Consider the following 25673-nt stretch of genomic DNA (forward strand, 5'->3'; position numbering starts at 1 on the left):
AGTGTGCTAACGCCAGGAATCGCATGCGTTTCCTGGCGTTGGTTTCTGCCTTGGCGAGGGCCAAGAAATCGATTGGATCGGACATACTGAGTACAGTGAAACCAGAATAGAGCAATTAGATCACATCTTTAATCTGATTGGTATGATTTGGTTTGGAGCCTAATCGCTTGGGCGCAAGGGACAGCCGAGGAGACCGCCGACCGCCTGATGAGGGAGCAGCCAAGCCCGATCAATCAAGACGACAGGCCGACTATCCAAGTCAGGGTTGAAGTTAAGGAGGTTGCCCCATCCCGCTTGGAGGCACTTCTCGAGCAGCTTGGCAACGCCTTAGAGAAAACCGACCTAGACCCCGTGGGGCGCACACAATACATCGCTTTGCTTGATGCCCTGCGCTTCGAGGCGGGTATCCGCCGGGAGGCATTGCAATGATCTACTTCGCATGGGCTGCGCACGGCAGCGAGCCCGCCTTTGTTGGCCCCGTCAATCCGCACAGCGGCAAGCGTTCACAGGCTGGCAGCCTGAGCGCGTTTAGCTGGCGGCGTGATCGGGATCGCTTCATTGAGCAGACCAAGGGGGCAGCCGTTGCCGTCACTGCCAAGCAGGCCCGCGAACTGAAAGCCGGATTGGATGACAGGTCATTCGATGCGCTGGTGGCGGCATTGACTGGGGGTGGCCTATGAGCGAACGACTGATCAATACCCTGAATGGCCGGATGTGGCGCGAGTTGTCACGCAATCCACTGCGCCCAGCGGTACTGCGGGAACTTTTCAAGCGGGTGACCAAGGCCCAGAAACAATCAGGCGAGCGCAATGCAACAGGGGGTTGCCATGACCGAGATTAATACGATGGTGAAGGCGGTGGCGCGGGCCTATCTGGCGGTGCGTGGTAACACGTTCAACCATCTGGGAGTTCAACTGCCGCTGGATCAGGAGGTGCTGACCATGGCGATCCACAACCAAATCGTGGGCGCTCACCTGGAGCACGCTGGCGGCAAACAGGGGCGGGATGACGCTTTGCTGATGCTGCGCCATATGTTGGCTGGCGATGAGTTAACGCCGCTGGGTAGTCTGGTGCTGGACGAAATGAACCGTGCCTTTTGTGCCGATGTGCGGCAGATGCTGGATGAGGGCAGAGACCCCATGGATGAGCTGGCGAGAGAGCATAGGGAGTCACTGCAATGAGCAAGACAACGACGCAGAAAGGGGCCATCGAAATGACGGTGGCCGAGCTTGCCCAGCGTGTGGCAGATCGCTACCGCGCCGCTTTTCGGGAAACCTTCCGGGATCGCGGGGAGGTGTTGCGACTGAACACACCAGCATTCCCCGCCGCTATCACAGTGTTTGTCTGTGGAGAGGACGACGACGCACACACGGCCACCCTCATGTTGCAGGCGATGCTAGCAAGGGATGGGGACGGCCTAAGCAACTTCGGGGTGAGGTTCATTGAGGCTCTGCTCTTTTGGCTGGCCGATCAGGTTTATCAGGCAAAGGCCGAGGCCACCAATCCGCCGCCCCCATCGGCGCAACTGCTACGGATGGAGGATTACCGAGCATGAAAGCAACAACACCGGGGGCAATGAGCCCCCGCCTTGTTAGTGATGTGGTCGCCGCCGCCGTTGGTCACTGGCCCGATCTGCTCGCTGCTGTCGGTATCGACATCCCACGCCGTGGCAAGCATGGCCCCTGCCCTGCCTGTGGTGGCAAAGACCGGTTCCGGCTCGATGACAAGGGCGGGCGCGGCACGTGGATTTGCAACCAGTGCGGCAACGGTGATGGGCTGGATCTGCTCGTGCGGGTAACTGGCAAGAGCACCAAGGAGGCCGCCGAGCTGCTGGCCCCGCTGGTGGGCTTGTCTGCCGGTGGTCTCGACCCTGCCGAGCGGGAGCGCATCCAGCGCCAGCAACAGGCCAAGACCGAGCAGGAGCGCCAGCGAGCCGAGCAACAGCGCCAGAAGGCCGCCAGACGCGCCGCTGACATCATGGCGGACACCGGGCAGGGGGAGAGCCCCTATCTTGAGCGTAAGGGCTTTGGTTCGCACCTGAGCGCAGTGAATCGAACCCTGATCCGCGAGGGGGGCGAGAACTTCCATGCCGGGTCGCTGGTGGTCGCGCTGACCGACGAGGGGGGCGCTCTGGTGAACGTTCAACTTATCCGGGCTGATGGCAGCAAGCGTTATCTGGCTGGCGGGCAGAAGGCCGGGGCCTATCACCGTATCGAGGGCGGGGCGTTGGTGGCCGTGGTGGAGGGGTACGCAACCGGGCTATCTGTTCACCTAGCTATCGGGGCGACCGTGTATTGCGCGATGGATGCCGGGAACCTTCACGCCGTGGCCCAGATTGCCCGCCGCCAGCACCCAGAGGCGCGGATCCTGCTCTGTGGCGACAATGACGAGGGCACCCAGGGCAACCCCGGCAAGGCCAAATCCGAGCAAGCCGCCGTTGCTATAGGCGGGCTGGTGGCGCTACCGCCTGAGTTTTCAGGAGATTGGAACGACTATCACCAGGCCCATGGGCTTGAAGAGACCAAGAGAGCCATCATGCAAGGCGAAATCACCCAACAAGACCAAGACGCCCACCAGAGGGAAGGGGCTCCCTGGCTGGCCGAAGTGATCCCGCTCCAACCAGAACATGAGTCGCCAGCACCAATGATCGACAAAATGAGCGCCAGCCAACGGGCGGCCCTGCTGATCGAGCGGCTGGGTGAGGTGGCTATCAATATGGAGGCGGAACGGGTCTACCACTACAGCGGCAGCCTGTGGGAGCCGCTGACAGATACTGAGCTGCGCCGCGAGATGGCGGCCATCTTCACCGAGCATAGCGCCCCGTTCAGTGACAAGGGTGTCGGTGCTGCCGTCTCAACCATGAAGCTAATGATCCCGGCGCTAGGGCAGCCTGCCGCCGACCTGATCGGATTTGCCAATGGGGTCTATGACATGGCCGCCCGCCGATTCCGGCCACACTCGCCATCCGATGGCCTGCTGAATCACAATGGAATCAACTATGCCCAGCCACTCCATGGTGAATGTATCGAGCACCACGCACCCAGCTTTACCAAGTGGCTTAACCACGCCGCAGAGGGAGATGCTGGCAAGATGGAGCGCATCAAGGCCGCCCTGTTTATGGTTCTGGCAAACCGCTATGACTGGCAGTTGTTCCTTGAAGTGACGGGCGAGGGTGGCAGCGGTAAGAGCGTGTTTGCCAATATCGCCGCGATGTTGGCAGGTGGGCCGCGCAATACAGGTTCCGGCAATATGGCCGCTTTGGATTACGCTAGGGGCCGCGCTCAGTTTGTGGATAAGCGGCTCATCCTGCTGCCAGACCAACCCAAGTACATCGGCGATGGCAGTGGTATCAAGGCGATCACTGGCGGGGATATGGTTGAAATTGATGGCAAGTATGAGAAACAGTTTGCCGCTGTCATCCAGGCTGTTGTGCTGGCGACCAATAATGAGCCGATGGTGATCACCGAGCGTAATGGTGGGGTATCACGCCGAAGGGTGATTTTCACCTTTAACCAAGTGGTGACAGAGGCTGACAAAGATCCGCTACTGGGGGAGAAGATAGCCGCAGAGCTGCCAGTGGTGATCCGCCACTTGCTGACCCTCTTCGCCGACCCGGAGCGAGCCCGCATCCGATTGTTGGAGCAACGCTGCTCTGATGACGCTTTAGCCATCAAGCGGGCGACAGATCCGGTGATCGACCTGTGCGCCATGCTGACCTTCATGGACAAACCGGAGGGGCTATTCATGGGCGGCAACCCCAGCGTGAAACAGGAGCCCCGGCGTTACCTCTATCACCTGTATCTGGCCTACTTGGACTATCACGGACTGGGTCGCCCGCTGTCTGTCCAGAAATTCAGCCAGGCGGTAAAGAGCGCCACCAAAGAATTCGGGCGGGAGTACATCACGCGCAAAGTGAAGGGGTATGCCCAAACTAATGCAACACCCACCGAGGCCACAGAAGTGTTCATGCCTCAAGCTGTCCATATCGAGGAATGATGCCAGCCAGAACGACCCCCAGCAGGTGCCAATATGGCACCTTTCCTTTATCGGCTCCCCCTATACGTAGGACTTTTTGAAAAGTCTCTCTACCCTGTCTACCCAATGGCCTCAAAGCCTTGCTACATAAGGGATAGAGAGGGGTAGACAGTAATTATTTACTCTCTACCCACAGTCTACCTAGTCTACCTTTTTGCGTTGTTTCATCTTTGTTAGTGGTCGGATGAGTTGTCATCAATAAAGGGGGAGAGAGCAGGGTGATTAGGTAGGGAGTGGGTAGAGAATCAAAAGGCACTGTCTACCCGCTCAAAGCCTTGCTGTTACTGGGTTTCACTGTTTGGGTAGAGAGGTAGACAATAACCCACTAAAACTTTTCACCGGGGGGGGTACACCAGTGAAAGCGCCATGAATTGTTTCGTAAATGTAATACCTTAACTAGCGCAACAGGGGGTTGCCATGTTTCCTTGCAGTATTGCCCTTATGTCCACCGACAAAGAGCGGGCCGAGGCCAAAATAGAGATCCACAACAAACGAGTGAGAGCGCAGACCGCCGAACTGGCAGCGGCCACCGCCGAGGTTATGAGCGCGTTCCCCTCATGCGTGAACGAGCTGGTATTCCACCCGGTCAGACGATGGCGCTTTGATCATGCTTGGCCCACCCAGATGATTGCCGTTGAGATCCACGGCGGGGTTCACTCTGGCGGGCATCATGTCAGTGCCGAGGGCTTCATAAACGACCGACACAAGATGAATGAGGCGCTACTGATGGGATGGCATGTGATTGAGGCCACCACCGATGATGTGCGCAATGGCAAGCTAAAGGAGTGGCTGACAAAGGCGTTTGAGCTGTGGGGCAACCTGAACGCTGAGGGGGCACAATGCGACTGACCAACGAACAACGGGAGCAGGTGATCACCCTGCGCCGCAAACATTCACTGAGCGAGGTGGCTTCTCTGGCTGGGCTCTCTTTGGGAACGGTGAAAGCCATCGTCAGCCGGTCGGGCCTCTTCACCGATAACCCGAGGCAACGGGCCATGTTCACCCTGCCTCCACTACAAAGCAGCGGAGAGACGCTGCCAGCGGTTCAAGAGCTGCCGCCGCAAGAAGTGGTGACCGGGGATATGGAAATCGACTCCTTGCTTTGGCTACGTCAAGTGATAGGGACGGGCGACCCGGTACGCATTGCCCAGGCCAAGGAGGCGGCAGGGCGGATCACCACCCCGCCCGGCGAGCTGGAGCAGCGTTACAGCAAATGGCTGGTGGCTAAGGCGGGTCACATGCTCGCGGGCCTTGGCAGCATCGGCTTTGCCAACCTCGACGGGCTGGCCGAACGAGCCATCACAAGGCGGGCCAATGAGGCTGAGGCCATCGGACGGTTCGGGGATGCGCTGTGGGACGACACCCAGGCGGAGGCGTTCTGCCAGGAGGTACTGAGGGGGCTGGAGCGGGACAGTTGGCAACTGCCGCCTGAACAGGTCGCGGGGCGGTTCAAGGCTGTGCCGGAACTGATGCCACACACCCTGAGCGACTGCCTTCATGAGCTGGCCTATTGGAACGAGCTGTACCGGCTGCGCAATGCGTGCGACACCCAGGGTTATTATGAAAACAGCATAGAGGCACACGCCCGAGACTGGTTTGTGTTTGGTCTGCTGGCTGAACTGCGACCGAGAAACAGGGAAGAGGCGCGGGCAACCCTGCGCTACCTGATGGGCAGTGAGCGGGACGACGCCCCCGAGGCAGAGCGGATCCTAGATAACCTGATTGGGTAGCCCGACACGGTTGGTGGTGGAGTTGATGGCTATCCGACCCGCGAGACATTCCCCAAAACAGGGAACCTTTCCCAAAAATGGGGAAGGTACAGCCCTTCGCATGGCGATACCGGGATCCCGGTATTAACCGATCATGTGTCACGGTTTCTCGGACAGTGTCCGGGCAACCATGACAGCAACTCCGCACCCAAATCGGCAAACCTGCCAGCCCACCACCGCCAGCACTGGCCGCAAAACCCGCACCCTATCCGGCAAACCTGCCAGCCCACAACCAGCCGCCAAGATGAACGAGCAGGCCCAACGCCTGTATGGTCGAAATGACCACGCAGCTACCCACCGCACGGCACCAGAGCGCGAGCAGGCGAACGGGCTCAAACCTGCATCAAGTAAATCGTGATACAGCTCCCCAGCGACACCCAGACCATTCAGCCAGCCAAGTGAGCAGGACAGACGCCTACCAGGTGAACCCTTCCCTTCTGGCAGGCATCTTGTTGATCTCTCCACTGCGCAAACTGCGCAATTCATCCAAAAACGAATACCAACTGCGAGCTGCGCAAAACGGTTGCTCATTAGCTGGCAGCCTAAGCAGCACAAGGGATTGCGGCGGATTGAGCTGGTTAGGGAACTGCGCAAAGTGCGCAATCCGAACTGCGCAAAACTGCGCAATCTGCGCAAGGCGAGAAACACAAAGGACAGGGGAAGAAGGCCAGGAGCGAACAACAACGGCTAGAACGCCAAGCCGAGTCAGGCCAAGGAACGAAAAAAAGGCTGTGACATTGGCCGACGCTTCACGGATGGCGACCCTATGCGAGCCCTCACAAGCGCCAAAGTATGGGCTGAAGTATGGGCCAGCACACACCAAGAAAGACAAGCCCGCGACTGGCGCGGGCTTGAGGGGTATATGTGGCGGAGAGACAGGGATTCGAACCCTGGGTGGCATTGCTGCCACAATTGATTTCGAGTCAATCCCGTTCGGCCACTCCGGCATCTCTCCACGGGCACTCATATTGACCCAACCCTAGCCGGGAAATCAATGTAAATCTCGTTGCAGATCAGACGACTGGCGATAAAACCGCCATCCGGCGATCCCGCCCCTCCCAACGCCAGTGACTTTCACCCGGCAGCGCCTCCTCGCTCACTGTCTCCACCCTGTACCCGGTTCCGGGCGGATGAATACGGCGAGCCTGATGGGCCAGGGACACCCTGTGACGCGCTCGCCACCGCCCTCCCGGCAGTCATGGTGCCGGACTGGTAATCCCCGCGGGATTCGTTGACAATCTCTGCTCATTTTTTGGAAGGGAACCCGTCCCTCGCCCCAGCCGATAGGAACAACCATGCTCAACACTCGTATCGTCTCACTGCTGCTGGCCGCCGCCAGCCTCTGGGCCGCACCTGTCTGGTCCAACACCTATCCCCTGCCGCCAGCGGACAGCCGTCTCATCGGCGCCCTGGAAGATTACATCGTACAGCCTGGCGATCATCTGGAACTGGTCGGCAAGCATACCCGGACAGGCTTTCTGGCACTGCTCGAAGCCAATCCCGGCGTAGACCCCTATCTGCCCACCCCGGGCACCCGGCTCACTCTGCCGACCCAGATGCTGCTGCCCGACGTGCCGCGAGAAGGCATCGTCATCAACCTGCCCGAACTGCGTCTCTACTACTTCCCCAAAGGGAAGAGCGAGGTCATCGTGCTGCCCATCGGAATTGGCGATATCGGCCGTGAGACTCCGGAGATGACCACCACCGTCATCGAGAAGAATCCCAACCCGACCTGGGTACCCGGCCCCATGGTGCGCAAATCCTGGCTGGAACAAAAAGGGATCACCCTGCCCGCCGTGGTGTCTCCCGGCCCGGAGAATCCCCTCGGCAAGTTCGCCATGCGCCTTGGTTACGGCAAGCGTGACTACCTGATCCACGGCACCAACAAGGATTTTGGCGTCGGTCTGCGGGTAAGCGCTGGCTGCATCCGGCTGCGACCTGACGATATCGAGGCCCTGTTCAAGATTGTGCCGATTGGCACGCCGGTGCGGGTCATCAACCAACCGGTCAAGGTGGCTATCGAGCCGGATGGTCGCCGCTGGCTGGAGGTGCACTCCCCGCTCTCCCGCACCGAAGAGGAGCTTGAAAATGGCGCCCCGCTGGTGCTATCACCGGCCATAGAGAGCTTTATCAGCGCACCAGACGTGATGCAGGATGAGGTGACGGCGGCGCTGGAGAACAAAAATGGCCTGCCCCGCCCCATCAGCAGCCAGCTTGTCAGTGGTTAAGTCAGCAGCGCCCGAGTCGCACCGGAGTCACCTTACCTCATGAAATACCTGCCCCTCCTACTCCTGTTGGCCTCTCACTCCTTGTGGGCCAAGGACATTCTCTGGATGAACAATGGCGATCGTCTGACCGGTACCATCGAAGAGATTGGCGATGAGTCGGTACGCATCTCTTTGCCCTATACCGGTGCCGTTACCGTCAAGCGGGATGCCATCAAGCGCTGGCGACTAGAGCATCAGGATAAACCCAAGGCGACCGCCAAAGGTGGATTCACCCTGTTCAAGGATGAGCAGGATGAACGCAAGGCCTGGCTCTGGACCGGTAGTGGCGATCTCAACATCAAGCTCAAACACAAGGACAAGCACACCAACAACGTCAACTTCAAGGGCAAGACCGAGTTGGCCAATCTGGACTGGCGCTACAGCTTCTCCGGAGAGTACTCCTACGAAACGTCTGACAGCGTCACCGATAACCACGACTACAAACTGAACCCGACCATTGACTACTTTTTCGATCAGCAGTGGTTTGTGCGCAGCTCGCTCAATGCCGAATATGACATGCTGGAAAGCAACTACCTCAGCCTCGACTATGGTACCGGGCCGGGTTACCGCTTCTGGAACGAAAAGCGCCGTCGGCTGGAGTTCGTAGCGCAAGGGGGTCTGCGCAAGGCCTACTTCAGAGAAGAGAGCGGGATTGGGTTGCTCTTCAAAGGCAACCGGATCATCGACTACCCCTTTGCCAGCATGAACTGGGATTATCGCCAACCCATCCCGATATGGCGGGAAAAACTGGAGCTGTTCAGTCAGGGGCGCTATCTGCTCTATCTGGATCAACCCTCACCCTATATCACTCTGAATCGAGATGTGACCGGCAGCGTGGGCTTGCGCTACTACTTCAACGACCACCTGCGCCTCTCCTGGTCGAGCGAGATGGAGTGGGAAGATGGCGAAGTCCATTTCGTCGGTCTCGAGCAAAAGTACAAAGAGACCGAATTCAGGCACCTGCTCAATCTGGGCGCCAGTTTCTGAGTCAACTGCAAACAGAAAGAGGAGCCAAGTTGGCTCCTCTTTCTGTTTTGGTCATCACCTGCCATGGCACTTCTCCGATGATGGAGCAGGCAACAGATGAGAAACCGGCCGTACGCTCAGATCAGTCCCCAAGCGGCAATCTGGTAGATCCATACCATCGCCAGCAGTGTGCCGACCAACCCCATGATGACACCGATGCGCACCATCTGGTGACTCTCCACCAGACCGGTGGCGTGGGCCAGCGCATTGGGCGGGGTACTGATAGGCAAAGACATCCCGAGCGAAACCGAAATGGTGACCGCCAGGATCAGGGTGTGGCTGCCGCCCCACTCGGCCAGCTCCGGCATGCTGACCGCCAGCGCCGCCACCAGTGGCAGCAACAGATTGGCGGTCGCGGTGTTGGACATAAAGTTGGCCATCACCACTGCCAGCAGGCAGGCGCCGATCAGCACCGCCAGCGTGGAGTATTCGTGGAACGGAATATGGGTGATGAGCCGCTCGGCCAACCCGGAGTCCTCCAGCGCCAGCCCCAGCGCGATACCGCCCGAGACCAGCCAAAGCACATCGAGGGAGATCTTGTGCAGATCGTCCTTGGTGATGATGCCGGTGGTCAGGAACACCGCCACCGGGATCATGGCGACCACGTAGGAGCTCATGCCATGCAGATCCCCCAGTAGCCAGAGCACTATGGTGGTGATAAAGGTGAGGTAGACCACCCAGGCGCGAGGGGTCTGCATAAAGCGCCCCTCAATCTTGAGATCCATCCGCTTGAGGGTGCTCGGGAAGAAGCGCCCCAGCAGAAACCAGCCAAGCAGCAACAGCAATACCACAAAGGGCACCGCAAATCCCATCCACTGACCGAACGAGATGGCATGCTCGCCGGTCAGGTATTTGAGAGCCACAGCGTTGGGCGGAGTGCCGATGGGAGTGCCGATCCCGCCGAGGTTGGCCGCCAGCGGAATAGCCAGCACAAAACCTATTTTGGCCGGGTCCTTGTCGGGAAACGCCGCCAGCACCGGGGTAAGGATGGCCAGCATCATGGCGGTGGTGGCGGTATTGCTCATAAACATGGAGAAGGTGGCGGTGATCAGCATCAGCCCCAGCATGACGATCCGGGGATCCTGACCGAACGGGCGCAGCAGCACCCGCGCCAGATTGACGTCCAGATGGTACTTGGTCGCCGCAATGGCGAGGAAAAAACCACCGAGAAACAGCATGATAACCGGCGAGGCAAAGGTCGCCATCACCTCAGTGGACTTGAGCAGCTCACCAAACCCCGGTTCAGCCTTGTCGGCAGTCATGAACCAGAGCCCCTTGTCGGAGAGCAGCAGCAGCTCCAGCACGATGATCAGCACCGAGGTAGCAAAGATAGGGATGGGCTCCAGGATCCAGCAGAGGGCGGCCAGCACGAAAATGGCCACGACCCGCTGCTCGATGACGGTGATCCCCTCCAGCGGGATCCAGTGGGTCGGGATCAGCAGGATGGCGAAGCTCAGCAGCAGTGGCAGAATAATCTTGTTATTGATGGGCACTATTGTCTCCAGGATCGGGAGTAAGAAGCCAATAGTGGCATAACATGCTATCGCCTCACGCGGCCAACTCGCCAAAATGAGAGCTGGCTAACTGCACGGCGCACCGTTTTGTGAGTCATATCAAGCTGGGGTCGGCGCGCTATGGCTGACGCCTCACCCCTTGCAACAAACAGGCAAAAAACGGGCCCGCTGTTCGTTGCACACGACAGCGGGCCCGTTTCACCATTCATGCCGATGAGGGGGCTCAGAAGTAGATGCGGGTCACCGACTCGATGACGCAACCCGGGCGGCGGATCCCCTCGATCTCTATCTTGATTTCCTTGAGGAGCTCGATGCCCCCCTTGATGGGCGTGACACGCGACAGCTTGGTACGGGCGCGGATATTGCTGTCCACCTTGATGGGGTAAGGGAAGCGGACCTGCTCCAGGCCGAAATTCACCACCATGCGAGCTGTCGGGAACTCCGGCGTGCTCTCGTCCACCGAACCGGTCAACTGGGGCAGCAGGGCCAGAGTCAGGAAGCCGTGGGCAATGGTGGTCTTGAAGGGAGACTCGGCTGCCGCACGCTCGGGATCGGTGTGGATCCACTGATGATCGCCGGTCACGGTCGCGAACTGGTTGATCAACGCCTGGGTGACCTGCAACCACTCGCCCACATGGGTCTCTTCACCGATGCGGGTCTGCAACTCGGCATAGAGTGCCGCCGCTTCGCCTTCGAGCTCCACCACGGGATCCTGCGCCAGGGCAGGCTGGCCATTCGCTACCTGGGTGACTCTGGCAGCCTCTTGCTGGCGGGCATCCTGGGACTCCCCCTGCAGATCCAGCACTCTTCCCAGCAAGGGGTGAAGGTGTGCCTTTTGCTGAAACTCACGCCAGTAGTCGCGGATCGCCGGAGAGAGCCAATCCTTGAGCTCAAAGGGGTGTTGCGCCAGAATTTCGCGCTTGTGCTTCAGAAAATCGACAACTTTCATTTACCGATCCCTATTCGATTCAAAGCCTGTAAAGAGGTCTAACCAGTCCTATTTTATGAAAGTTTCATCAGCAAGTACAAAAAAATCTCGGCGTACACCAGTACCAGGCGCGAAAGTGGTCACTAACATGCGAGCAAACACGGGCAGGAAAACGATTGAATGTAAGGCTGCAAACGAATCAACATCTGAGCTGAAAAAGAGACAGGGCCCGTGTCGCCACTGAGCCCCGTCCTCGATCATCTCCCCTGGGCGGTCCACCAGCTCTTGCGCTGCCCATCGTCCAGGAAACTCCAGGCGAGGATCCGGCTCACCTTGTTGCCTTGCGCCATGTCGAGCACGCGAACCTCCCGCGCCCCCACCCGAGCCAGCACCTTTCGTGCGGCAGGCAGATTTTCCTTTTTCGACACCAGCGAGCTGAACCAGAGGCATTGGCTGGCAAACTCCTTGCTCTGCTCTATCATGGCCGCCAGAAACGCCGCCTCGCCCCCCTCGCACCAGAGCTCGGCCTTCTGACCGCCGAAATTGAGCACGGGCGCCCCGGCCACTGCCTGGCCCTTTCCCAGGTTGCGCAGCTTGCGCTCCGTCCCCTTGCTCGCTTCCGCCAGAGAAGCATGAAACGGCGGGTTGCACAGAGTCAGGGCAAAGTGCTCCTTCGGCCCCAGGATCCCGCGAAAGACATGCTTGGGGTTACCCTGATGACGGCATGTGATCTGGTTGCCCAATCCATTGCTGGTGGCCAGCAGGGTCGCCGCCTTCACCGACACAGGATCGATGTCTGAGCCCACGAAGCGCCAGCCATACTCCCGGGCGCCCAGCAAGGGATAGATGCAGTTGGCCCCGACACCGACATCCAGCACTCGAACCTGCTTGCCCGTCGGTACGCATCCCGCGCTCTCGGCCAGCAGATCCGCGGCTCGATGCAGGTAGTCTACCCGGCCCGGAATGGGCGGGCAGAGATAGCCGGGGGGCAGATCCCAATGCGCAATGCCATAGTGCAGTGCCAGCAATGCCCGGTTGAGCGTCTTGACGGCGGCCGGATCGGCGAAATCCAGGGTTCGGGTGCCGTGCTCGTTGGTGAACACGAAAGGCGTCAACGCCGGGGTACGCTGGCAGAGCGCGTCGAAGTCGTAGGGTGCCTGATGGCGATTGCGCGGGTGCAATCCGGTTTTCTGCTGGGGTGTCATGCTGGACCTGCCGAGGATCAAGGGGGCCACACTATAGAGAGTCGACCAAGGAAAGTCTAAACGAGGGTCATAAAAAAACCGGGCCCTGAGGGCCCGGTTCAAGTGAGGTTGGAAAAACAGTCCGTACTGCGAGCCGTTTGTCCAGCCTGACTCAGATATCGATCCGGCGTGCCTGCCAGAACTTGTTGCGCCAATACACATTGTCGAGCTTGGAGCGCGTGACGCCGGCACGGAAGGAGACATGGATGAATTCACCGTTGCCGACATAGATGCCGACATGGTTCAGACGCGGGTTGATCTTGAAGAAGACCAGGTCCCCCTCGACCAGATCCTGCTTGGAGACGCGAGAGCCTTCGTGGACCTGGGAGCGGGTATCGCGGGGCAATTCGATGCCGATGGCATTGCGGAACACTTCACGGGTAAACGCCGAGCAATCGATACCTCGTTCTGTGGTACCGCCATAACGATAGGGGGTACCACGCCACTCTTTGTATACGGTCAGGATTTCGTTGACGTCAGGGGTTGGTGAAACTTCGGGTTCAATCACGGGTTCCATCATGGAAACCTCGATCTTGCTCGCGACCTCGGGTTGGGGTGCCGATGCACAACCCACCATTCCGAGCGCGACCAGCAGTAGCATCAGGTGGCGCAATCCTTTATCCCCGCAAAAAGAGTGAAACTTGTTAAAATGCAGCCCGAAAGGGCAATTTATAAGGCAACAGCACCCGACTATATCCAAGAATTCTATCGAGGCAAGCGAAAATCCCAATCGACCTCACATTTTTGCAAGGAAATGCTCTGTTTAGCGCAATTTATGTGATCATGCCCAAACAATATACAATCTTGAAAGCATCGGTTTTGAGCGCATCAAACGGACTGTTATCGCTATTTCACCCCCATTTTTAAGTGAAATATTATGCTATCTGCGGATCTCTATTTGTTAAATACGGCAAGCGTTGATGCAGACCTGGTGATCAGACTGGCATCCGAACTCGCCCCGGATGAACGCCGTCACTGGCACGAGATCCACCAGGCGGGTCGCCAGCATGAGTACCTGCTCGGCCGGGTGCTGCTGCGCCGCCTGCTGGCCGAGCGACTCCATTGCCGGGCCGATGCCCTGACTTTTGGTATCGGTGCGCATGGCAAACCGACACTGCTCAGTCATCGCTGGCAGTTCAACCTCAGCCACAGCGGAGAGTGGCTGGTGATCGCCCTCTGTGAGGAGGGCCCCCTCGGGGTGGACATCGAGATGGGAGTGCGTCACCGCCCCATACTGCCGCTGGCCAAACGCTTCTATGCGCCAAGCGAATACCAATGGTTGAGCGCCCGGCCCCGAGAGGAGCAACATTCGGCCTTCTATCGGCTATGGTCTCGCAAGGAAGCTGTGCTCAAGGCGCATGGCGACGGTATTTCCGCCGGACTCGACAAGATCTGCTTCCTTCCGGAGCAGGCATGGCAGCTCAAAAATCATCTCGACAATCGCCACTATGAAATCCGCGACTGGCCCGCGGGCAGCGGATGGCTCAGCCTGGCTGCCCCGACTCGCCGGGTCGATGCCCATCTGCTGGATGCGCGCTTGAATTCCATCCCGCTGGACCCCATGTTGATCCACACCATTTTTCGAGAGTCAGCCTCATGATCGTCGACATCACTCCCCAGAACTTCCACGCAGAATTGCTCGATGCGTCCATGAAAAAGCCGGTCGTCATCTATTTCCACGCGCCCCAGATGCCGGAGTGCCAAGCCATGACCCCGCAAGTGGAAGCGCTGGTCGGCCCGGCCAATGCGGCGGTGACCCTGGCCAAAGTCGACATGAACGACCCCCAGTTGCAGCCTCTGGCCAGCCAGCTTGCCCTGCGCGCACTGCCCGCGCTGGTGCTGTTCCATCAGGGGCGCCCGGATGAACAGGCCATTCTGGAAGGGCCGCAGGATGAAGCCACATTGCGCCAGTATTTCGCCGCCTTTGCCCCCAAAGAGGAGGAGTTGCTGCTCGATCAGGCAAAGCAGGCGCTGGAGAACGGGCAAGCCGATGTGGCGCACACCCATCTTGGCCAGGCCCATCGCCTCGCCCCCGAGCGTCACGACATCACGCTCTGGCTGATACAGGCCTCGCTGGATCTCAATCTCCTTGACGAGGCGCAGAGCCTGCTTTCGACCATCCCCATGGTGGCACAGGATGACCATTACCAGACCCTGAGCTCCCGCCTCTCGCTGGCGCTGCAGGCCAGCGACAGTCCTGAGCTGCGCGCCCTGGAGCTGCGCCACGCTGAACAGCCGGATGACCATGCCCTCGCTCAGGAGCTGGCGGTGCTTTACAGCCAGGTTGGTCGACAAGAGGAGGCGTTGGCTCTGTTGTTCACCATCCTCAAACGTGATCTCGCCTTTGGCGATGCCAAGAAGATCTATCTCGATGTGCTGGCAACCATGGGCGCGCACCCGGCGGCGCAGAGTTATCGTCGCAAGCTCTACAGCCTGCTCTATTGAGCGACAGGAAAATCAGAAGAGGGGATGCCGATTCGTCGGCATTGCCTTGTCAGGCGGGTTTCAGCGGGGAAACGCGGTAATTTGATGAATTTCAGGCAAAAAAAAATGGCGCATTGAAATGCGCCATTTTTTCGCATGGATTACTTCTTGTAGGAAGTAGCCATGTTGTCGATGCGCTGGTTAGCACGCATAGCTTCTTGCTTGGCTTCTGCAACATCAGCAGCGATCTTGGACTGATCAGCACGAACAGCGCTAACATCTTGAGCCAGTTGGTCAACTTTGTTAGACAGATTCTGAACGGAAGTTTCCAGTTCGCTGGTGTTTGCACAACCGCCCAGCAGAGCGGACAGACCAACAACACCTACCAACAACATTTTTTTCATTTTTAAAAGCTCCCTTTAACTCGCCAGACGTTTAGCAAGCGGCGTGATTATGGCACAAAAAAATCATAGTTTGGATAGGCCTCATCACAGATAAATGCGTTAAAACCCTCATTTTTTTTTAGTTGCACACTTTCCGTACAAACTTTAAGCAAAAATGAGTGTCCCTGGATGAGGTTCGCACAAAGCGTAACCAAAATTTGGGCTTATTACAATTTCGTATGAGGCTCAGGCTGAACGTTCTGACAGCAATTGACGATATTGCACCAGATCTTCGATGGTCAGGACCGGCATCCGGTGCTGGCGACCGAAGGCCACCAGGTCCGGCAACCTGGCCATGGAGCCATCTTCCTTGGTCAACTCGCACAAAACTCCGTAAGGTTTGAGCCCGGCGAGCTGCATCAGATCGACGGTCGCTTCGGTGTGACCACGGCGGGTCAGTACCCCACCCGTACGGGCGCGCAGCGGGAAGACATGGCCGGGTCGATGCAGATCGGAGGGCCGGGCTCCGTCGGCAATGGCCGCGCGGATGGTGGTGATGCGATCGGCAGCGGACACCCCGGTAGTCACCCCCTGCGCCGCTTCGATGGTCACGGTGAAGGCAGTCTGATAGTGGCTGGAGTTGGCCTCCACCATCATCGGTAGCTCGAGCTGGCGAACCCGCTCGTCGGTCAGACAGAGGCAGACGATGCCGGAGCACTCGCGGATCATCATGGCCATCTGCTCGTTGGTCATGGTTTCTGCGGCAAAGATGAGATCGCCTTCGTTCTCGCGATCTTCATCATCGGCCACCAGCACACCCTGACCGGCACGCAGGGCGGCCAGCGCGGCTTCGACGCGAGCAATGGGATCACCGAATTCACTGAGTAGAGACTGATTCATGGTAAGACTCCTAAAAAAGACAAGGACCAGAATCAGGGCATGGAAAGGCAGACAGAAGTAGCCATGCGGCGGCCAACCCGGCAGGGTCTGGCCAGCAATATCTGTCTTATCCTCTTTCATCCGGACTATGACCGTCGGCTCCGGCATCTCACCGGATCTGCTGACCCCGTCCCGGATGAATGCCGGGTCGGGCGCTCGCGGGCTCCCCGAGTCACATCGGGATACCGCCGGTGGGGAATTTCGCCCCGCCCTGAGAATAAGCGCAGACAGCCTAAAGAAAAAAGACGCAGGACGCCAGCCAAAAACCCATCAAAGACAAACCGGGAGCTGGCTGCACGGCAATTTTCGCGCGAGCACCACCCGATACACGGCGCGCTGTCCTTTCTGATTTCGTTTGTGGCATAGTGCCAGCAAAAACGCGCGCGCCCGCGCAGACCGGGTGCCAACATCACAAACGGAATCATGACAGAGATGGAAAAGAAAATACTGCTGACCGATTGCCCCGATGCCAAGGGTCTCATCGCCAAGATCACCAACATCTGCTACAAGCACCAGCTCAACATCAACAAGAACGACGAGTTCGTGGATCACGAAAACGGCCGCTTCTTCATGCGCACCGAGCTGGAAGGGCGCTTCAACGACGAGACCCTGCTGGCCGACCTCGATGATGCCCTGCCTGCCGGCGCCCAGCGTCGTCTCGTCAAAGCGGGCAAGAAGCGCATCGTCATCCTGGTGACCAAGGAGACTCACTGCCTCGGCGACATCCTGATGAAAAACTATGCCGGCGCCCTGGACATGGACATCGTCGCGGTCATCGGCAACTACGACACCCTCGCCGAGCTGACCGGCAAGTTCGACATCCCCTTCCACTGCGTGAGCCACGAGGATCTCAGCCGCACCGAGCATGAGGAGCAAGTGCGCACGCTCATTGATGGCTACCAGCCGGATTACGTCATCCTGGCCAAATACATGCGTGTGCTGACCCCAAGCTTCGTGGAAGCCTATCCGCGCAAGATCATCAATATCCACCACTCCTTCCTGCCTGCCTTCATCGGTGCCCGCCCCTATCGTCAGGCCTTCGACCGCGGGGTCAAGCTGATTGGTGCCACCGCCCACTTCGTCACCGACGATCTGGATGAAGGCCCCATCGTCGAGCAGGACGTGATCCACGTCGATCACACCTTCAGTGCCGATGACATGGCCAAGGCCGGACGCGACGTGGAGAAATCCGTGCTGAGCCGGGCGCTGGAACTGGTGCTGAACGAGCGGGTCTTCGTCTACGGCAACAAGACCGTCGTGTTCAAATAAGCGGCTGCGCGCCCCCAGAAAAAAGGCTCCCGAGGGAGCCTTTTTCATTGCGCGGCACTCACGGGTGCAGCGGCAGACCATTGACGGTCACGGCCCCTTTGTCGAGCTTGAGCTCGGCCTGAAGCTGTGACTCCTGCGCCTTCAGATATCCCATGGCAGTGAATTGCTCCAGCATGGGGGCCAACTGGGGTACGGCCTGGCCCAGCTTCTCCCCAAGGTGGGCATGCAGCAGACCGGAGAGTGCCTGCATCCCCTCCTCGCTGCCCATCAACTGTGCCAGGGTGGTGGGCGCCAGCTTGGCCTCCCCTTGCAGGCTGACAAGCTCACCGTTCAATCGCGCACTCAGATCCGCCAGTTCCAGTGTGGCCCCTCTCTGGAGCATCTTGTCCAGCGCTTCCTGGATGGCCGCTTCGTCCACCCGTTTGCTGCTGGCCTCTTGCAGCGTCTGATACCCCTCGAGATCCAGCCCCTTGAGGGAGAGATCCAGATTTCCCTGGGTCAGCGCGAGCCGGTCTTCCTCGCTCTCCATGTTGAGGGTCGCCACCTTCATCTGATAGCGAGTGGAGAGCGTCTGAAGATCGTCCCCCGCCAGCTCGGTGGCCGTGGTCAGCCCCTCCAGCGTGATCTTGACGTTCCCCGGCTGGGTCAGGGAGAAGGCCGTGAGGGTCGCATCGCTGCGGGGAGAGAGCCAGAGCCCGCTGATCTCGGCCATGTCGGCACTGCCCTTGAGATCCGCCAAAGCCAGATCTGTCTTGCTCTGGGCATCGTGGACCGTCATCCCCAACCAGTGGGCGGTGAGATGGCCATTGCCGTCGAGATCCCCGCGATAGTCGCCGTTCAAGGGCAGGAAGGTGAACTCGTTGAGCCCCTCCTTGACCTTGAAGTCACTCACCCAGAAGCGGGAACTGTTGCTCATGGTCCAGAGGCTGCTCGCCGATTCGGCCCCCAGTTGCCACTGCTGCATCCCCAGAGAGGTCAGGATGGGCGCCAGCGTGCCCTGTGCGGTATCAAGCTGGAGGTGACTCTTGATATAGAGCGGCAACAGGCGGCTGTTGAACGCGAACTGCATCTCGATGGGTTCGCTTCCCGCCAGCTGGGGATCAAAACTCGCCAGCGTCTGGGGCGGCACCACCACCTTGAGCACGCCGTCGCGGGTAAACAGATTCTCCGTCTCCGGGCTCCAGGTGACTTCGATTCCGCTCTCCTGCTGCGCCCTGGCGATCTGCTCGGCCAGGATCCGGTCGAACGTATTGCCCGTGTACCAGCAGGCGCCAAGCCCTCCCACCACCAACACGGCTCCGACGGCCAAGGCCACTTTTTTCTTCATCAGTTCTGTTTCTCCACAATGGTTCAATGGCGGGTGCATGGGCGCACTCTACGGGGAGGATGGGCATCAACACAAGCCAGACAACGGCTTGGGTTCCACGCTCTGGCTGTCACAGCAGGGGGCTGAACAGGTAGAAGATGTTCTCAAGCAATTTTTTGTACCAGGGGCGGGCACGCCACCTGGTCAGTGACATGGGGGTCGCCTCCAGCATGTAGCCCTGCACCAGCTGGTTCATCTCGGCGACAAACACCGGGTTGTCGATGAGCAGGGTGATCTCGAAATTGAGCCAGAGACTGCGCCGGTCGAGGTTGACCGTGCCCACCAGGGCGAAATCATCGTCCACCAGCACGCTCTTGGTGTGCAGCAGTCCGGCATCATAGCGGTATATCTCCACTCCTGCCGCCAGCAGATCCTCCATGAAGGAGTTGCTGGCGTGGTTGGCCATCAGGGAGTCGTTGCGCGCAGGCAGAACTAACTGCACCAGCACGCCGCGGGCCGCCGCCGAAGAGAGGGCCGCAGCCAGCGGATCGTCCGGCACGAAATAGGGGGTGGTCAGCACCAGATGATGACGAGCCTGGTAGATGGCGAGCAGCAGGCTCTGCTGGATGCAGTCACCGCCGACGAAGGGGCCGGAGGGAATGAGCTGGGCCCGATAGTTGGTCTGTGGCCAGGCTTCCGGCTCATGTTGCAGACTGTCGAGCAGCCGTTCGCCGGTCTCCATCTCCCAGTCCCAGACGAAGGTGGACCACATCAACGGCACCACGGGGCCCTGCACCCGGATCATGATGTCGACCCATTGGCCGACCCCGGCATCCTGCTTGAAGAAACGGGGATCCACCATGTTCATGGAGCCGGTGTAACCAACCTTGTCATCGATCACCACCAGCTTGCGGTGCATGCGCAAGTCCTGACGCTGGAAGGGGATTCGCCAGGCGCCGACCGGCAACACTTCCACGACTTTGACACCAGCGGCACGCAAGGTTTTGGGCCAGGAGGAGCGGAAGAAGGTCTTGCTGCCGATGGAGTCGAGCAAGACACGACAATCCACGCCGCGTGCCGCCACCTCCATCAACGCCTCGCACACCTCGTCCACATCCCCGCCGGGGTGCCAGATGTAGAACTCCAGATAACAGGATTGGGAGGAGCCCCGGATGTCGCGCACTATCTCCTCTACGATGCTCTTGGGCTTGTGCAGCAGGGTCATCCGGTTGCCCGAGAGCATGGGCATGGCCAAGCGCCCCTGGATCAGATCGTGGAGCGGGCGTGCCTTGCTGCCCACCTCGCAGCAGTGCTGGGGGAAGAGGCGCGCGAGCTGGCGGATCCAGATGGCGTAAGGACGGTACATGGCCTGGGCCCGCTCCGCCCGCTTGCGACCGAGGCGTATCTCGCCAAACAGCACGTAGAAACCGACCCCGGCGAAGGGGATGGCATAGATGAGGGCCAACCAGGCGAGGGATACCCCGATGGGACGTCGCTTCATCACCACCCGCAGGGAGATCCCTGCCACGATCACGGTGTGAAACAACAGCAACAACCAGCCGAGAAAGCGGGAAAACAGCAACTGAATGTCGTATTCCAGACCGTCGAGCAAGGCGACTCCTTGGTGTATTGGACAGATGGCACGGGCAGACCCCACAGGGTCGGGATGGTATGCTATGGGGCACACCCATTCTATCAGGTCGTTAGCATGATCCTGCAATCTATGCTGCTGAGTCTGGCCATGCTAGGTCAAGGCTCATATGACATCAATGAGCAGCAGATAAATCAGTACCTGCAGTCCCAGGTGCAAGTGGACAAACAGCTGGAATTGCCCGGCATCATCAAGGCCCATGTGCAACTCGAGCAGAGCGATGTGCAGATTGGTCGCCAGAGCCCGGATACCGCCAGGGTGTTTGGCAAAGGCAAGCTGAAAATCGCGCTCCCGGATCAGACCGAGTACGACGCGCGCCTCAACATGACCTATGAGGCGAGGCCCCGCTACGACAAGGCCAGGAGTGCGCTCTTCCTCGACAACATGAAGCTCATCGATTACAAGCTGGAGCCTGCCGCGGCGGAACAGAAGTTTGGTTTCATGCTGAGGATGCTGCTGCAGAGCATGGAGAAACGGCTGGAGACCCAGCCTGTCTACAAGCTGGATGACAAAGATCCCAATCAGGCCTGGCTCAAGGAAAATCTGCTGGGGCTGGAGCTGTCACCAGGCAAGATCCACCTGCTGACCAAACCCCAATAAGACGTCAGTTGAAAACAGGCGCCTTCGCCTGACGCACCAGCAGCTCGATCTGGTAACCCTGTTCGTGCTGCTGGTGATAGAGAGAGTGGAGGGGCCCGTCGAGTTCATGCAGGGGAAGGTGGTCAAATCCCGCCTTGAGGTAGAAGGGTTTCTCGAACGGCAGGGCGTGACAGATCACGGGCTTGTCGGAAAGATCGCGGCAGGCATGCTGCAACAAGCGGGATCCCAGCCCCAGGGACTGGTAGTGAGGGAGCAGACGAAAGCCGCACAAGTGGTAATAATCCTGTTCATCGCGCAGGCGCACAGCCCCCACCAGCCAGTGCGCGTCACGGACCACAAAAATCCGTTCTGCCAAATCCGGCACATAGTGGGAAAACGTCGTCTCGTAATAGTCTCTGATGAGGGAAAGATCCGCATCACAGTACTCTTCGAATCTGAGCTCCATCGCTCGCCTGCTTGTCATGCCCATTTCGCTCTGGCCATACCGGCCCTCTCCTGCTCGCTCGCTGGCTCCACGAAGAGATCAGACCAGAGTGGAGCAACAGAAAGATAACACGCCTTTAACTTACAAAAAAGCCAATAACTCGATGGAAAAGACGAGGTTGCGATCATCCGCCCCTTGACGCCATGAGCCGCGCCCCTTGTCCTGAGTGAGCACTCAGGTGGGACGTCCCTCTGCCATCACATTTCCAGCCTCCCCTGTTCACGGGCACTTGTTCTGCGCCATCCCGAATGCTTTACTCAACGTGCCTAACGAGGCTTAAGGAGCAAGCCGTTGAAAGCATGGATGTTGCTGGGCATGATGCCGCTGTTTTCCCACGCAGCCCCGGCTCAGATACCGCCGCCGGCCGAGGTGGTGATCCTGACCCCGGAGACGGCAGTCTCCTCCCCGGTTCCCACGCCGCGTACCGTGGCGCTCACCCCGGCGCCGCTCCCCTCCCCTGAACCCGCTAAGCCTGCAAGCCGTCAGATCCAGGTCTACAAGTCGGTACAAAAGAACGGGGTCATACGCTATTCCGACATGATGCCGGAGCAGGGTCACTACGAACTGCTGCTGTTCAACGACTGCTATGCCTGCGATCCGGCGTCCAAGGTCAACTGGCGCACAACAGGCCTCTTCCTCTATGACTACGCCAGCACCATACAGGCGGCAGCCAAGGCTTATCAGGTCGAGCCAGCCCTCATCCGGGCACTTATCCATGCCGAGTCCGCTTTCAATCCTCTGGCCGTCTCCCGCAAGGGCGCCATGGGACTGACCCAGCTGATGCCCGCCACGGCGCGCGAGCTCGGGGTCGGCAACGCCCTGCTGGCGGAGCAGAACATCTTTGGCGGTGTGAAATACCTGGCGGGTCTGCTCAAGCAGTATGACGGCAATGTGGCCCTGGCCACCGCCGCCTACAATGCAGGCGCCGGTGCGGTGCAAAAACACGGCGGCATACCGCCCTATGCCGAAACCCGGGCCTATGTGGAACGGGTCAAGCTGCTGCATCAGCGCTACAAAGAGATGCTGAGCGCCAAGGGACTGTGATCATGCCGCACCCTATCGTCAGCATGGCGCCCTGCCCGGTATTCCTTCAGACATAAAAAAACACGCCCGGGGGCGTGTCGATACCACACGTTAACTAGCAACACATCACTCTTTCGTGGCGATCACACGATAGGCCAATGCACCCAGAATGGCACCGACAATGGGGGCAACCCAGAACAGCCAGAGCTGGCCCACGGCCCAGTCACCGACAAAAAGCGCCACGCCAGTGCTGCGCGCCGGGTTGACCGAGGTGTTGGTCACCGGAATGCTGATGAGGTGGATGAGGGTCAGGCACAGGCCGATGGCGATGGGAGCAAACCCGGCCGGTGCACGGCTGTCGGTGGCGCCCATGATGACAAAGAGGAAGAAACCGGTCATCACCACTTCACACACCAGGGCGGCCAGCAGGCTGTAACCGCCGGGGGAATGCTCGCCATAGCCGTTGGAAGCAAAGCCGGCGCTCACATCAAAACCCGCCTGTCCGCTGGCAATGACATAGAGCACGCCACCAGCCACGATCCCGCCAAGCACCTGGGCCACGATGTAGGGCAGCACGTTGGAGGCCGGGAAGCGACCACCAGCCCAGAGTCCGACGGTCACGGCCGGGTTCAGGTGGCAACCCGAGATATGACCGATGGCATAGGCCATGGTCAGCACGGTCAGGCCGAACGCCAGGGCGACGCCCAGCAGGCCGATCCCCACATTGGGGAAGGCGGCAGCCAGCACTGCGCTCCCGCAGCCCCCCAGTACCAGCCAAAAGGTTCCCATAAATTCAGCAGCAAAAGGTTTCACTCTTGTCTCTCCCATGATGACTAACACGCGAACCTGAAAGGCTCATACGGACACTGTTATTGAACAGGCGCCATATTATGGGAGTGTGGCGGCACAAGGCGAAGCCGGCCCGCACCGGGGGAAATGTGTGATCTTAATCACAAGTTGTTGATTAGGTAGAGAGAACCAGTCCCGCCCCATGGGGCTTTCTCATGGGAGTCCCCTGAGGAGGTGCGACAAGTCGTGACTCAATCAGCGCTTTTGCCAGCAGGCACCGGTATCTGGCTCACCCTTCTCTCGCACTCTGCCAAGGCGGAGCACCGGGCTCAGCGATAACGTCCGCGCACCGAACCGCTGGCCTGGCCCGCCATCCGGATCAGGCTCTGGCGGGTATGGAAGTGGCAGAGCGCCACCCCGAGGGCATCCGCCGCATCCGCCTGGGGGGTGGCCGAGAGCTTGAGCAGGTGCATCACCATGTGCTGCACCTGCTCCTTGCCCGCGCCGCCGGTGCCCACCACCGCCTGCTTGATCTGGGTCGCCGAGTACTCGCTCACCGGCAAGCTGGCATTGACCGCCGCGACGATGGCGCTGCCGCGAGCCTGACCCAGCTTCAAAGCCGAATCGGCATTGCGCGCCATAAAGACCCGCTCTATGGCGAACTCGTCCGGCTTGAACTGGGTAATGATCTCGCTCACCCCGTCATAGACCTGCTTCAGGCGAGACGGCAGCTCCCCCAGATCGGTGCGGATGCAGCCCGATCCCAGATATTCCGCCTTGCCCGCGACGATGCGAATGACCCCGTAACCGGTGATCCGGGAGCCGGGGTCGATCCCCAAGATAATGCTCATGAGACTCTGCTGTGTTGAAGGCTGTTCATGGCGGCCAAGATAGCAAACTCGCCCCCGCTTGGCTCGCGCGGCAGCGCCCAGGTCGCCTGACTGCGCAGGGATGCGCCATCTTGTACAGTGGTCTGCCGCTTCTCTGGCCAGTTATGCCGGCCGGTTGCGACGGGGTCACTCCCCCGCCAGGGCCACCAGTCGTTCCGCCAGCCGGTGGCCGTGCAGATAGCTCTCAATCAACGCCCCGTCGGCCCGACCCAGCTCAACCTGCCCATACCAGTGATCGAGCATCGCCACGAAACCCCGGCTCGCCAGCACCGGCTGCCAGTCGTCCGGTGCCAGGGTCTGCACGGCCTTGTCCCGCGCGCACGTGCCCCGGGTGCAGTTCTCGATATGCAGGGAGAGGTTGTCGCCATAGGCGTCGATGCGCTCCTCCGTGATGCCGGCGCTGCGGTTCATGCTGCCGCTCACCGCCACCTGCCCGCTCTGCCAGGCCACGCTCGCGCTCACCAGCATGTCCGGCTCCTGCGCACTGCGCCGCAGCACGGCATGAAGATCCCCGTCCGGCACGCCGCCGTAGAAGCAGAGGCTGTCGAGCACATGGATAAAGTCGTCGAACAGGAACTGGCGTGGCGCCCCAGGCAGATAGTGTCTGTGCTTCTGCCAGTGAAGCTCGGTGAGCGGCTGGGCACGGGCGGCGCCCATGGCGGGCAGATAGCGGCGGTTGAAACCCACAAACAGCGGGCAGTCCCTGGCGATGGCGAGATTGGCGAGCGCCTCCGCCTCGGCGTAATCAAAGCAGAGCGGCTTGTCCACAAAGGTGGGGATGCCTGCCCGCAGACATTGCTCGGCCAACGCGAAGTGCACCGAGGTGGCGGCGTGGATCATCACCGCATCCGGGCGGCTAGCCAGCAACGCCTCCACCTCGGTAAAGCACTCGGGGATCCGGTACTGGCGGGCCAGCTTATCCAATACAGCTGGGCTCCGGGTGCAGAGCAGCGGGGTGACTCGCTCGTCGTTTGCAAGCAGCGGCAGATCATGTACAGGATCTTTAGCTACAACCAATTGAAATAGATAGAAAAAAGGCTTCGTTTGTGATCTGATTTAATCGCAAAAAAAAACCGACACACCCGAAGCCATGACTATTATCAATGCAACCCAGTACCTCAAGCAACTTCTT

26 protein-coding genes, 1 tRNA gene and 1 riboswitch are annotated in these 25673 nt (G+C 59.5%); of the genes, 14 read left to right on the top strand and 13 right to left on the bottom strand.

The features are described from left to right. Positions 1-425 precede the first annotated feature (425 nt). The 7 genes from MUW49_RS06490 to MUW49_RS06520 all read left to right on the top strand — a co-directional run bounded on the left by MUW49_RS06490 (position 426) and on the right by MUW49_RS06520 (position 5765). Positions 426-680: a hypothetical protein gene (locus MUW49_RS06490; RefSeq protein ID WP_244812541.1), complete on the top strand. Its 255-nt coding sequence runs from the start codon at positions 426-428 to the stop codon at positions 678-680. Continuing rightward, entirely contained in the window at positions 677-841 is a 165-nt protein-coding gene (locus tag MUW49_RS06495; RefSeq protein ID WP_244812543.1) for a hypothetical protein, read from the top strand. Before MUW49_RS06490 ends, MUW49_RS06495 begins: the two co-directional genes overlap by 4 nt. Next, a complete protein-coding gene (locus tag MUW49_RS06500; RefSeq protein WP_244812545.1) occupies positions 828-1181 on the top strand; it encodes a hypothetical protein in 354 nt (117 codons plus the stop codon). Before MUW49_RS06495 ends, MUW49_RS06500 begins: the two co-directional genes overlap by 14 nt. Next, positions 1178-1555, top strand: a complete 378-nt coding sequence (locus MUW49_RS06505; protein ID WP_244812547.1) for a hypothetical protein — start codon at positions 1178-1180, stop codon at positions 1553-1555. Before MUW49_RS06500 ends, MUW49_RS06505 begins: the two co-directional genes overlap by 4 nt. Continuing rightward, positions 1552-3996 (top strand): primase-helicase zinc-binding domain-containing protein, encoded by a 2445-nt coding sequence (locus MUW49_RS06510; protein ID WP_244812549.1) that lies wholly within the window; start codon positions 1552-1554, stop codon positions 3994-3996. The genes MUW49_RS06505 and MUW49_RS06510 overlap by 4 nt, the downstream gene beginning before the upstream one ends. Positions 3997-4476: 480 nt before the next feature. Further along, on the top strand, positions 4477-4884 hold the full coding sequence (locus MUW49_RS06515; RefSeq protein WP_133280067.1) for a hypothetical protein: 408 nt from the start codon (positions 4477-4479) through the stop codon (positions 4882-4884). Then, complete coding sequence (locus tag MUW49_RS06520; protein ID WP_244812550.1) at positions 4875-5765, top strand: hypothetical protein; 891 nt, start codon at positions 4875-4877, stop codon at positions 5763-5765. Before MUW49_RS06515 ends, MUW49_RS06520 begins: the two co-directional genes overlap by 10 nt. Before the next feature lie 904 nt (positions 5766-6669). Here the strand turns inward: MUW49_RS06520 and MUW49_RS06525 are convergent. After that, positions 6670-6759 (bottom strand) — tRNA-Ser (locus MUW49_RS06525). A gap of 340 nt (positions 6760-7099) precedes the next feature. Here MUW49_RS06525 and MUW49_RS06530 point away from each other — a divergent pair. Both MUW49_RS06530 and MUW49_RS06535 read left to right on the top strand, forming a co-directional pair. Beyond that, positions 7100-8032, top strand: a complete 933-nt coding sequence (locus MUW49_RS06530; protein ID WP_244812552.1) for a L,D-transpeptidase family protein — start codon at positions 7100-7102, stop codon at positions 8030-8032. 39 nt (positions 8033-8071) lie between these two features. Further along, a complete protein-coding gene (locus MUW49_RS06535) occupies positions 8072-9058 on the top strand; it encodes a DUF481 domain-containing protein (protein ID WP_244812553.1) in 987 nt (328 codons plus the stop codon). Positions 9059-9174: 116 nt separating this feature from the next. Here the strand turns inward: MUW49_RS06535 and MUW49_RS06540 are convergent, their stop codons facing one another. The 4 genes from MUW49_RS06540 to MUW49_RS06555 all read right to left on the bottom strand — a co-directional run bounded on the left by MUW49_RS06540 (position 9175) and on the right by MUW49_RS06555 (position 13384). Further along, entirely contained in the window at positions 9175-10590 is a 1416-nt protein-coding gene (locus tag MUW49_RS06540) for a DASS family sodium-coupled anion symporter (protein WP_244812554.1), read from the bottom strand. Between the two features lie 244 nt (positions 10591-10834). Beyond that, on the bottom strand, positions 10835-11560 hold the full coding sequence (locus tag MUW49_RS06545) for a MaoC family dehydratase (protein ID WP_010673529.1): 726 nt from the start codon (positions 11558-11560) through the stop codon (positions 10835-10837). 236 nt (positions 11561-11796) lie between these two features. After that, positions 11797-12744, bottom strand: coding sequence for a 23S rRNA (adenine(1618)-N(6))-methyltransferase RlmF (gene rlmF, locus MUW49_RS06550; RefSeq protein WP_161469716.1), 948 nt, complete (start codon positions 12742-12744; stop codon positions 11797-11799). A 151-nt stretch (positions 12745-12895) separates the two neighbouring features. After that, positions 12896-13384, bottom strand: a complete 489-nt coding sequence (locus tag MUW49_RS06555; RefSeq protein ID WP_010673526.1) for an NlpC/P60 family protein — start codon at positions 13382-13384, stop codon at positions 12896-12898. A 276-nt stretch (positions 13385-13660) separates the two neighbouring features. Here MUW49_RS06555 and MUW49_RS06560 point away from each other — a divergent pair, with 276 nt between their 5' ends. Further along, positions 13661-14383, top strand: coding sequence for a 4'-phosphopantetheinyl transferase superfamily protein (locus MUW49_RS06560; protein WP_161469717.1), 723 nt, complete (start codon positions 13661-13663; stop codon positions 14381-14383). Further along, positions 14380-15228 (top strand): tetratricopeptide repeat protein, encoded by an 849-nt coding sequence (locus MUW49_RS06565; RefSeq protein ID WP_049636693.1) that lies wholly within the window; start codon positions 14380-14382, stop codon positions 15226-15228. The genes MUW49_RS06560 and MUW49_RS06565 overlap by 4 nt, the downstream gene beginning before the upstream one ends. Positions 15229-15368: 140 nt before the next feature. On the opposite strand, the gene MUW49_RS06570 is transcribed toward MUW49_RS06565, so the two are convergent. Together MUW49_RS06570 and ribB are read right to left on the bottom strand one after the other, a co-directional pair. Beyond that, positions 15369-15611: an Lpp/OprI family alanine-zipper lipoprotein gene (locus MUW49_RS06570; protein WP_010634682.1), complete on the bottom strand. Its 243-nt coding sequence runs from the start codon at positions 15609-15611 to the stop codon at positions 15369-15371. A 225-nt stretch (positions 15612-15836) separates the two neighbouring features. Then, on the bottom strand, positions 15837-16490 hold the full coding sequence (gene ribB / locus MUW49_RS06575) for a 3,4-dihydroxy-2-butanone-4-phosphate synthase (protein WP_010673523.1): 654 nt from the start codon (positions 16488-16490) through the stop codon (positions 15837-15839). A gap of 104 nt (positions 16491-16594) precedes the next feature. Beyond that, positions 16595-16752: riboswitch (FMN riboswitch) on the bottom strand. A 209-nt stretch (positions 16753-16961) separates the two neighbouring features. Between ribB and purU the strand changes: the two genes are divergently transcribed. Beyond that, complete coding sequence (gene purU, locus MUW49_RS06580; RefSeq protein ID WP_029313992.1) at positions 16962-17798, top strand: formyltetrahydrofolate deformylase; 837 nt, start codon at positions 16962-16964, stop codon at positions 17796-17798. 58 nt (positions 17799-17856) lie between these two features. Here the strand turns inward: purU and MUW49_RS06585 are convergent, their stop codons facing one another. After that, complete coding sequence (locus tag MUW49_RS06585; protein ID WP_103244466.1) at positions 17857-19125, bottom strand: DUF945 family protein; 1269 nt, start codon at positions 19123-19125, stop codon at positions 17857-17859. Between the two features lie 109 nt (positions 19126-19234). Continuing rightward, positions 19235-20716 carry a cardiolipin synthase gene (gene cls / locus MUW49_RS06590; protein WP_010673520.1) on the bottom strand — a complete coding sequence of 494 codons (1482 nt, stop codon included), beginning with the start codon at positions 20714-20716 and terminating at the stop codon, positions 19235-19237. A gap of 96 nt (positions 20717-20812) precedes the next feature. On the opposite strand from cls, the gene MUW49_RS06595 reads away from it, so the two are divergent. Further along, on the top strand, positions 20813-21355 hold the full coding sequence (locus tag MUW49_RS06595) for a DUF1439 domain-containing protein (protein ID WP_029313991.1): 543 nt from the start codon (positions 20813-20815) through the stop codon (positions 21353-21355). 4 nt (positions 21356-21359) lie between these two features. Here MUW49_RS06595 and MUW49_RS06600 read toward each other — a convergent pair whose 3' ends face one another. Then, positions 21360-21818 carry a GNAT family N-acetyltransferase gene (locus MUW49_RS06600; RefSeq protein WP_029313989.1) on the bottom strand — a complete coding sequence of 153 codons (459 nt, stop codon included), beginning with the start codon at positions 21816-21818 and terminating at the stop codon, positions 21360-21362. A gap of 324 nt (positions 21819-22142) precedes the next feature. Here MUW49_RS06600 and MUW49_RS06605 point away from each other — a divergent pair, with 324 nt between their 5' ends. Next, positions 22143-22883: a lytic transglycosylase domain-containing protein gene (locus MUW49_RS06605; RefSeq protein WP_042878789.1), complete on the top strand. Its 741-nt coding sequence runs from the start codon at positions 22143-22145 to the stop codon at positions 22881-22883. A gap of 105 nt (positions 22884-22988) precedes the next feature. Here MUW49_RS06605 and aqpZ read toward each other — a convergent pair whose 3' ends face one another. The 3 genes from aqpZ to MUW49_RS06620 all read right to left on the bottom strand — a co-directional run bounded on the left by aqpZ (position 22989) and on the right by MUW49_RS06620 (position 25558). Continuing rightward, positions 22989-23675 carry an aquaporin Z gene (aqpZ, locus tag MUW49_RS06610; RefSeq protein ID WP_010673516.1) on the bottom strand — a complete coding sequence of 229 codons (687 nt, stop codon included), beginning with the start codon at positions 23673-23675 and terminating at the stop codon, positions 22989-22991. A 305-nt stretch (positions 23676-23980) separates the two neighbouring features. Next, positions 23981-24502, bottom strand: a complete 522-nt coding sequence (gene ruvC / locus MUW49_RS06615) for a crossover junction endodeoxyribonuclease RuvC (RefSeq protein ID WP_244812555.1) — start codon at positions 24500-24502, stop codon at positions 23981-23983. A gap of 165 nt (positions 24503-24667) precedes the next feature. After that, a complete protein-coding gene (locus MUW49_RS06620) occupies positions 24668-25558 on the bottom strand; it encodes a Gfo/Idh/MocA family oxidoreductase (RefSeq protein ID WP_244812557.1) in 891 nt (296 codons plus the stop codon). Between the last annotated feature and the right edge of the window lie 115 nt (positions 25559-25673).

This window comes from Aeromonas sp. LsrichE-8G (genome assembly GCF_022869435.1).
Taxonomy (GTDB): domain Bacteria; phylum Pseudomonadota; class Gammaproteobacteria; order Enterobacterales; family Aeromonadaceae; genus Aeromonas; species Aeromonas caviae.

What these genes read in the sequence shown, in the direction of transcription:
- MUW49_RS06490 (WP_244812541.1), top strand. Translation starts at nt 426, where the DNA reads ATGATCTACTTCGCATGGGCTGCGCACGGCAGCGAGCCCGCCTTTGTT.
- MUW49_RS06495 (WP_244812543.1), top strand. Translation starts at nt 677, where the DNA reads ATGAGCGAACGACTGATCAATACCCTGAATGGCCGGATGTGGCGCGAG.
- MUW49_RS06500 (WP_244812545.1), top strand. Translation starts at nt 828, where the DNA reads ATGACCGAGATTAATACGATGGTGAAGGCGGTGGCGCGGGCCTATCTG.
- MUW49_RS06505 (WP_244812547.1), top strand. Translation starts at nt 1,178, where the DNA reads ATGAGCAAGACAACGACGCAGAAAGGGGCCATCGAAATGACGGTGGCC.
- MUW49_RS06510 (WP_244812549.1), top strand. Translation starts at nt 1,552, where the DNA reads ATGAAAGCAACAACACCGGGGGCAATGAGCCCCCGCCTTGTTAGTGAT.
- MUW49_RS06515 (WP_133280067.1), top strand. Translation starts at nt 4,477, where the DNA reads ATGTCCACCGACAAAGAGCGGGCCGAGGCCAAAATAGAGATCCACAAC.
- MUW49_RS06520 (WP_244812550.1), top strand. Translation starts at nt 4,875, where the DNA reads ATGCGACTGACCAACGAACAACGGGAGCAGGTGATCACCCTGCGCCGC.
- MUW49_RS06530 (WP_244812552.1), top strand. Translation starts at nt 7,100, where the DNA reads ATGCTCAACACTCGTATCGTCTCACTGCTGCTGGCCGCCGCCAGCCTC.
- MUW49_RS06535 (WP_244812553.1), top strand. Translation starts at nt 8,072, where the DNA reads ATGAAATACCTGCCCCTCCTACTCCTGTTGGCCTCTCACTCCTTGTGG.
- MUW49_RS06545 (WP_010673529.1), bottom strand. Translation starts at nt 11,560, where the DNA reads ATGAAAGTTGTCGATTTTCTGAAGCACAAGCGCGAAATTCTGGCGCAA.
- rlmF (WP_161469716.1), bottom strand. Translation starts at nt 12,744, where the DNA reads ATGACACCCCAGCAGAAAACCGGATTGCACCCGCGCAATCGCCATCAG.
- MUW49_RS06555 (WP_010673526.1), bottom strand. Translation starts at nt 13,384, where the DNA reads ATGCTACTGCTGGTCGCGCTCGGAATGGTGGGTTGTGCATCGGCACCC.
- MUW49_RS06560 (WP_161469717.1), top strand. Translation starts at nt 13,661, where the DNA reads ATGCTATCTGCGGATCTCTATTTGTTAAATACGGCAAGCGTTGATGCA.
- MUW49_RS06565 (WP_049636693.1), top strand. Translation starts at nt 14,380, where the DNA reads ATGATCGTCGACATCACTCCCCAGAACTTCCACGCAGAATTGCTCGAT.
- MUW49_RS06570 (WP_010634682.1), bottom strand. Translation starts at nt 15,611, where the DNA reads ATGAAAAAAATGTTGTTGGTAGGTGTTGTTGGTCTGTCCGCTCTGCTG.
- ribB (WP_010673523.1), bottom strand. Translation starts at nt 16,490, where the DNA reads ATGAATCAGTCTCTACTCAGTGAATTCGGTGATCCCATTGCTCGCGTC.
- purU (WP_029313992.1), top strand. Translation starts at nt 16,962, where the DNA reads ATGGAAAAGAAAATACTGCTGACCGATTGCCCCGATGCCAAGGGTCTC.
- MUW49_RS06585 (WP_103244466.1), bottom strand. Translation starts at nt 19,125, where the DNA reads ATGAAGAAAAAAGTGGCCTTGGCCGTCGGAGCCGTGTTGGTGGTGGGA.
- MUW49_RS06595 (WP_029313991.1), top strand. Translation starts at nt 20,813, where the DNA reads ATGATCCTGCAATCTATGCTGCTGAGTCTGGCCATGCTAGGTCAAGGC.
- MUW49_RS06600 (WP_029313989.1), bottom strand. Translation starts at nt 21,818, where the DNA reads ATGACAAGCAGGCGAGCGATGGAGCTCAGATTCGAAGAGTACTGTGAT.
- MUW49_RS06605 (WP_042878789.1), top strand. Translation starts at nt 22,143, where the DNA reads ATGTTGCTGGGCATGATGCCGCTGTTTTCCCACGCAGCCCCGGCTCAG.
- ruvC (WP_244812555.1), bottom strand. Translation starts at nt 24,502, where the DNA reads ATGAGCATTATCTTGGGGATCGACCCCGGCTCCCGGATCACCGGTTAC.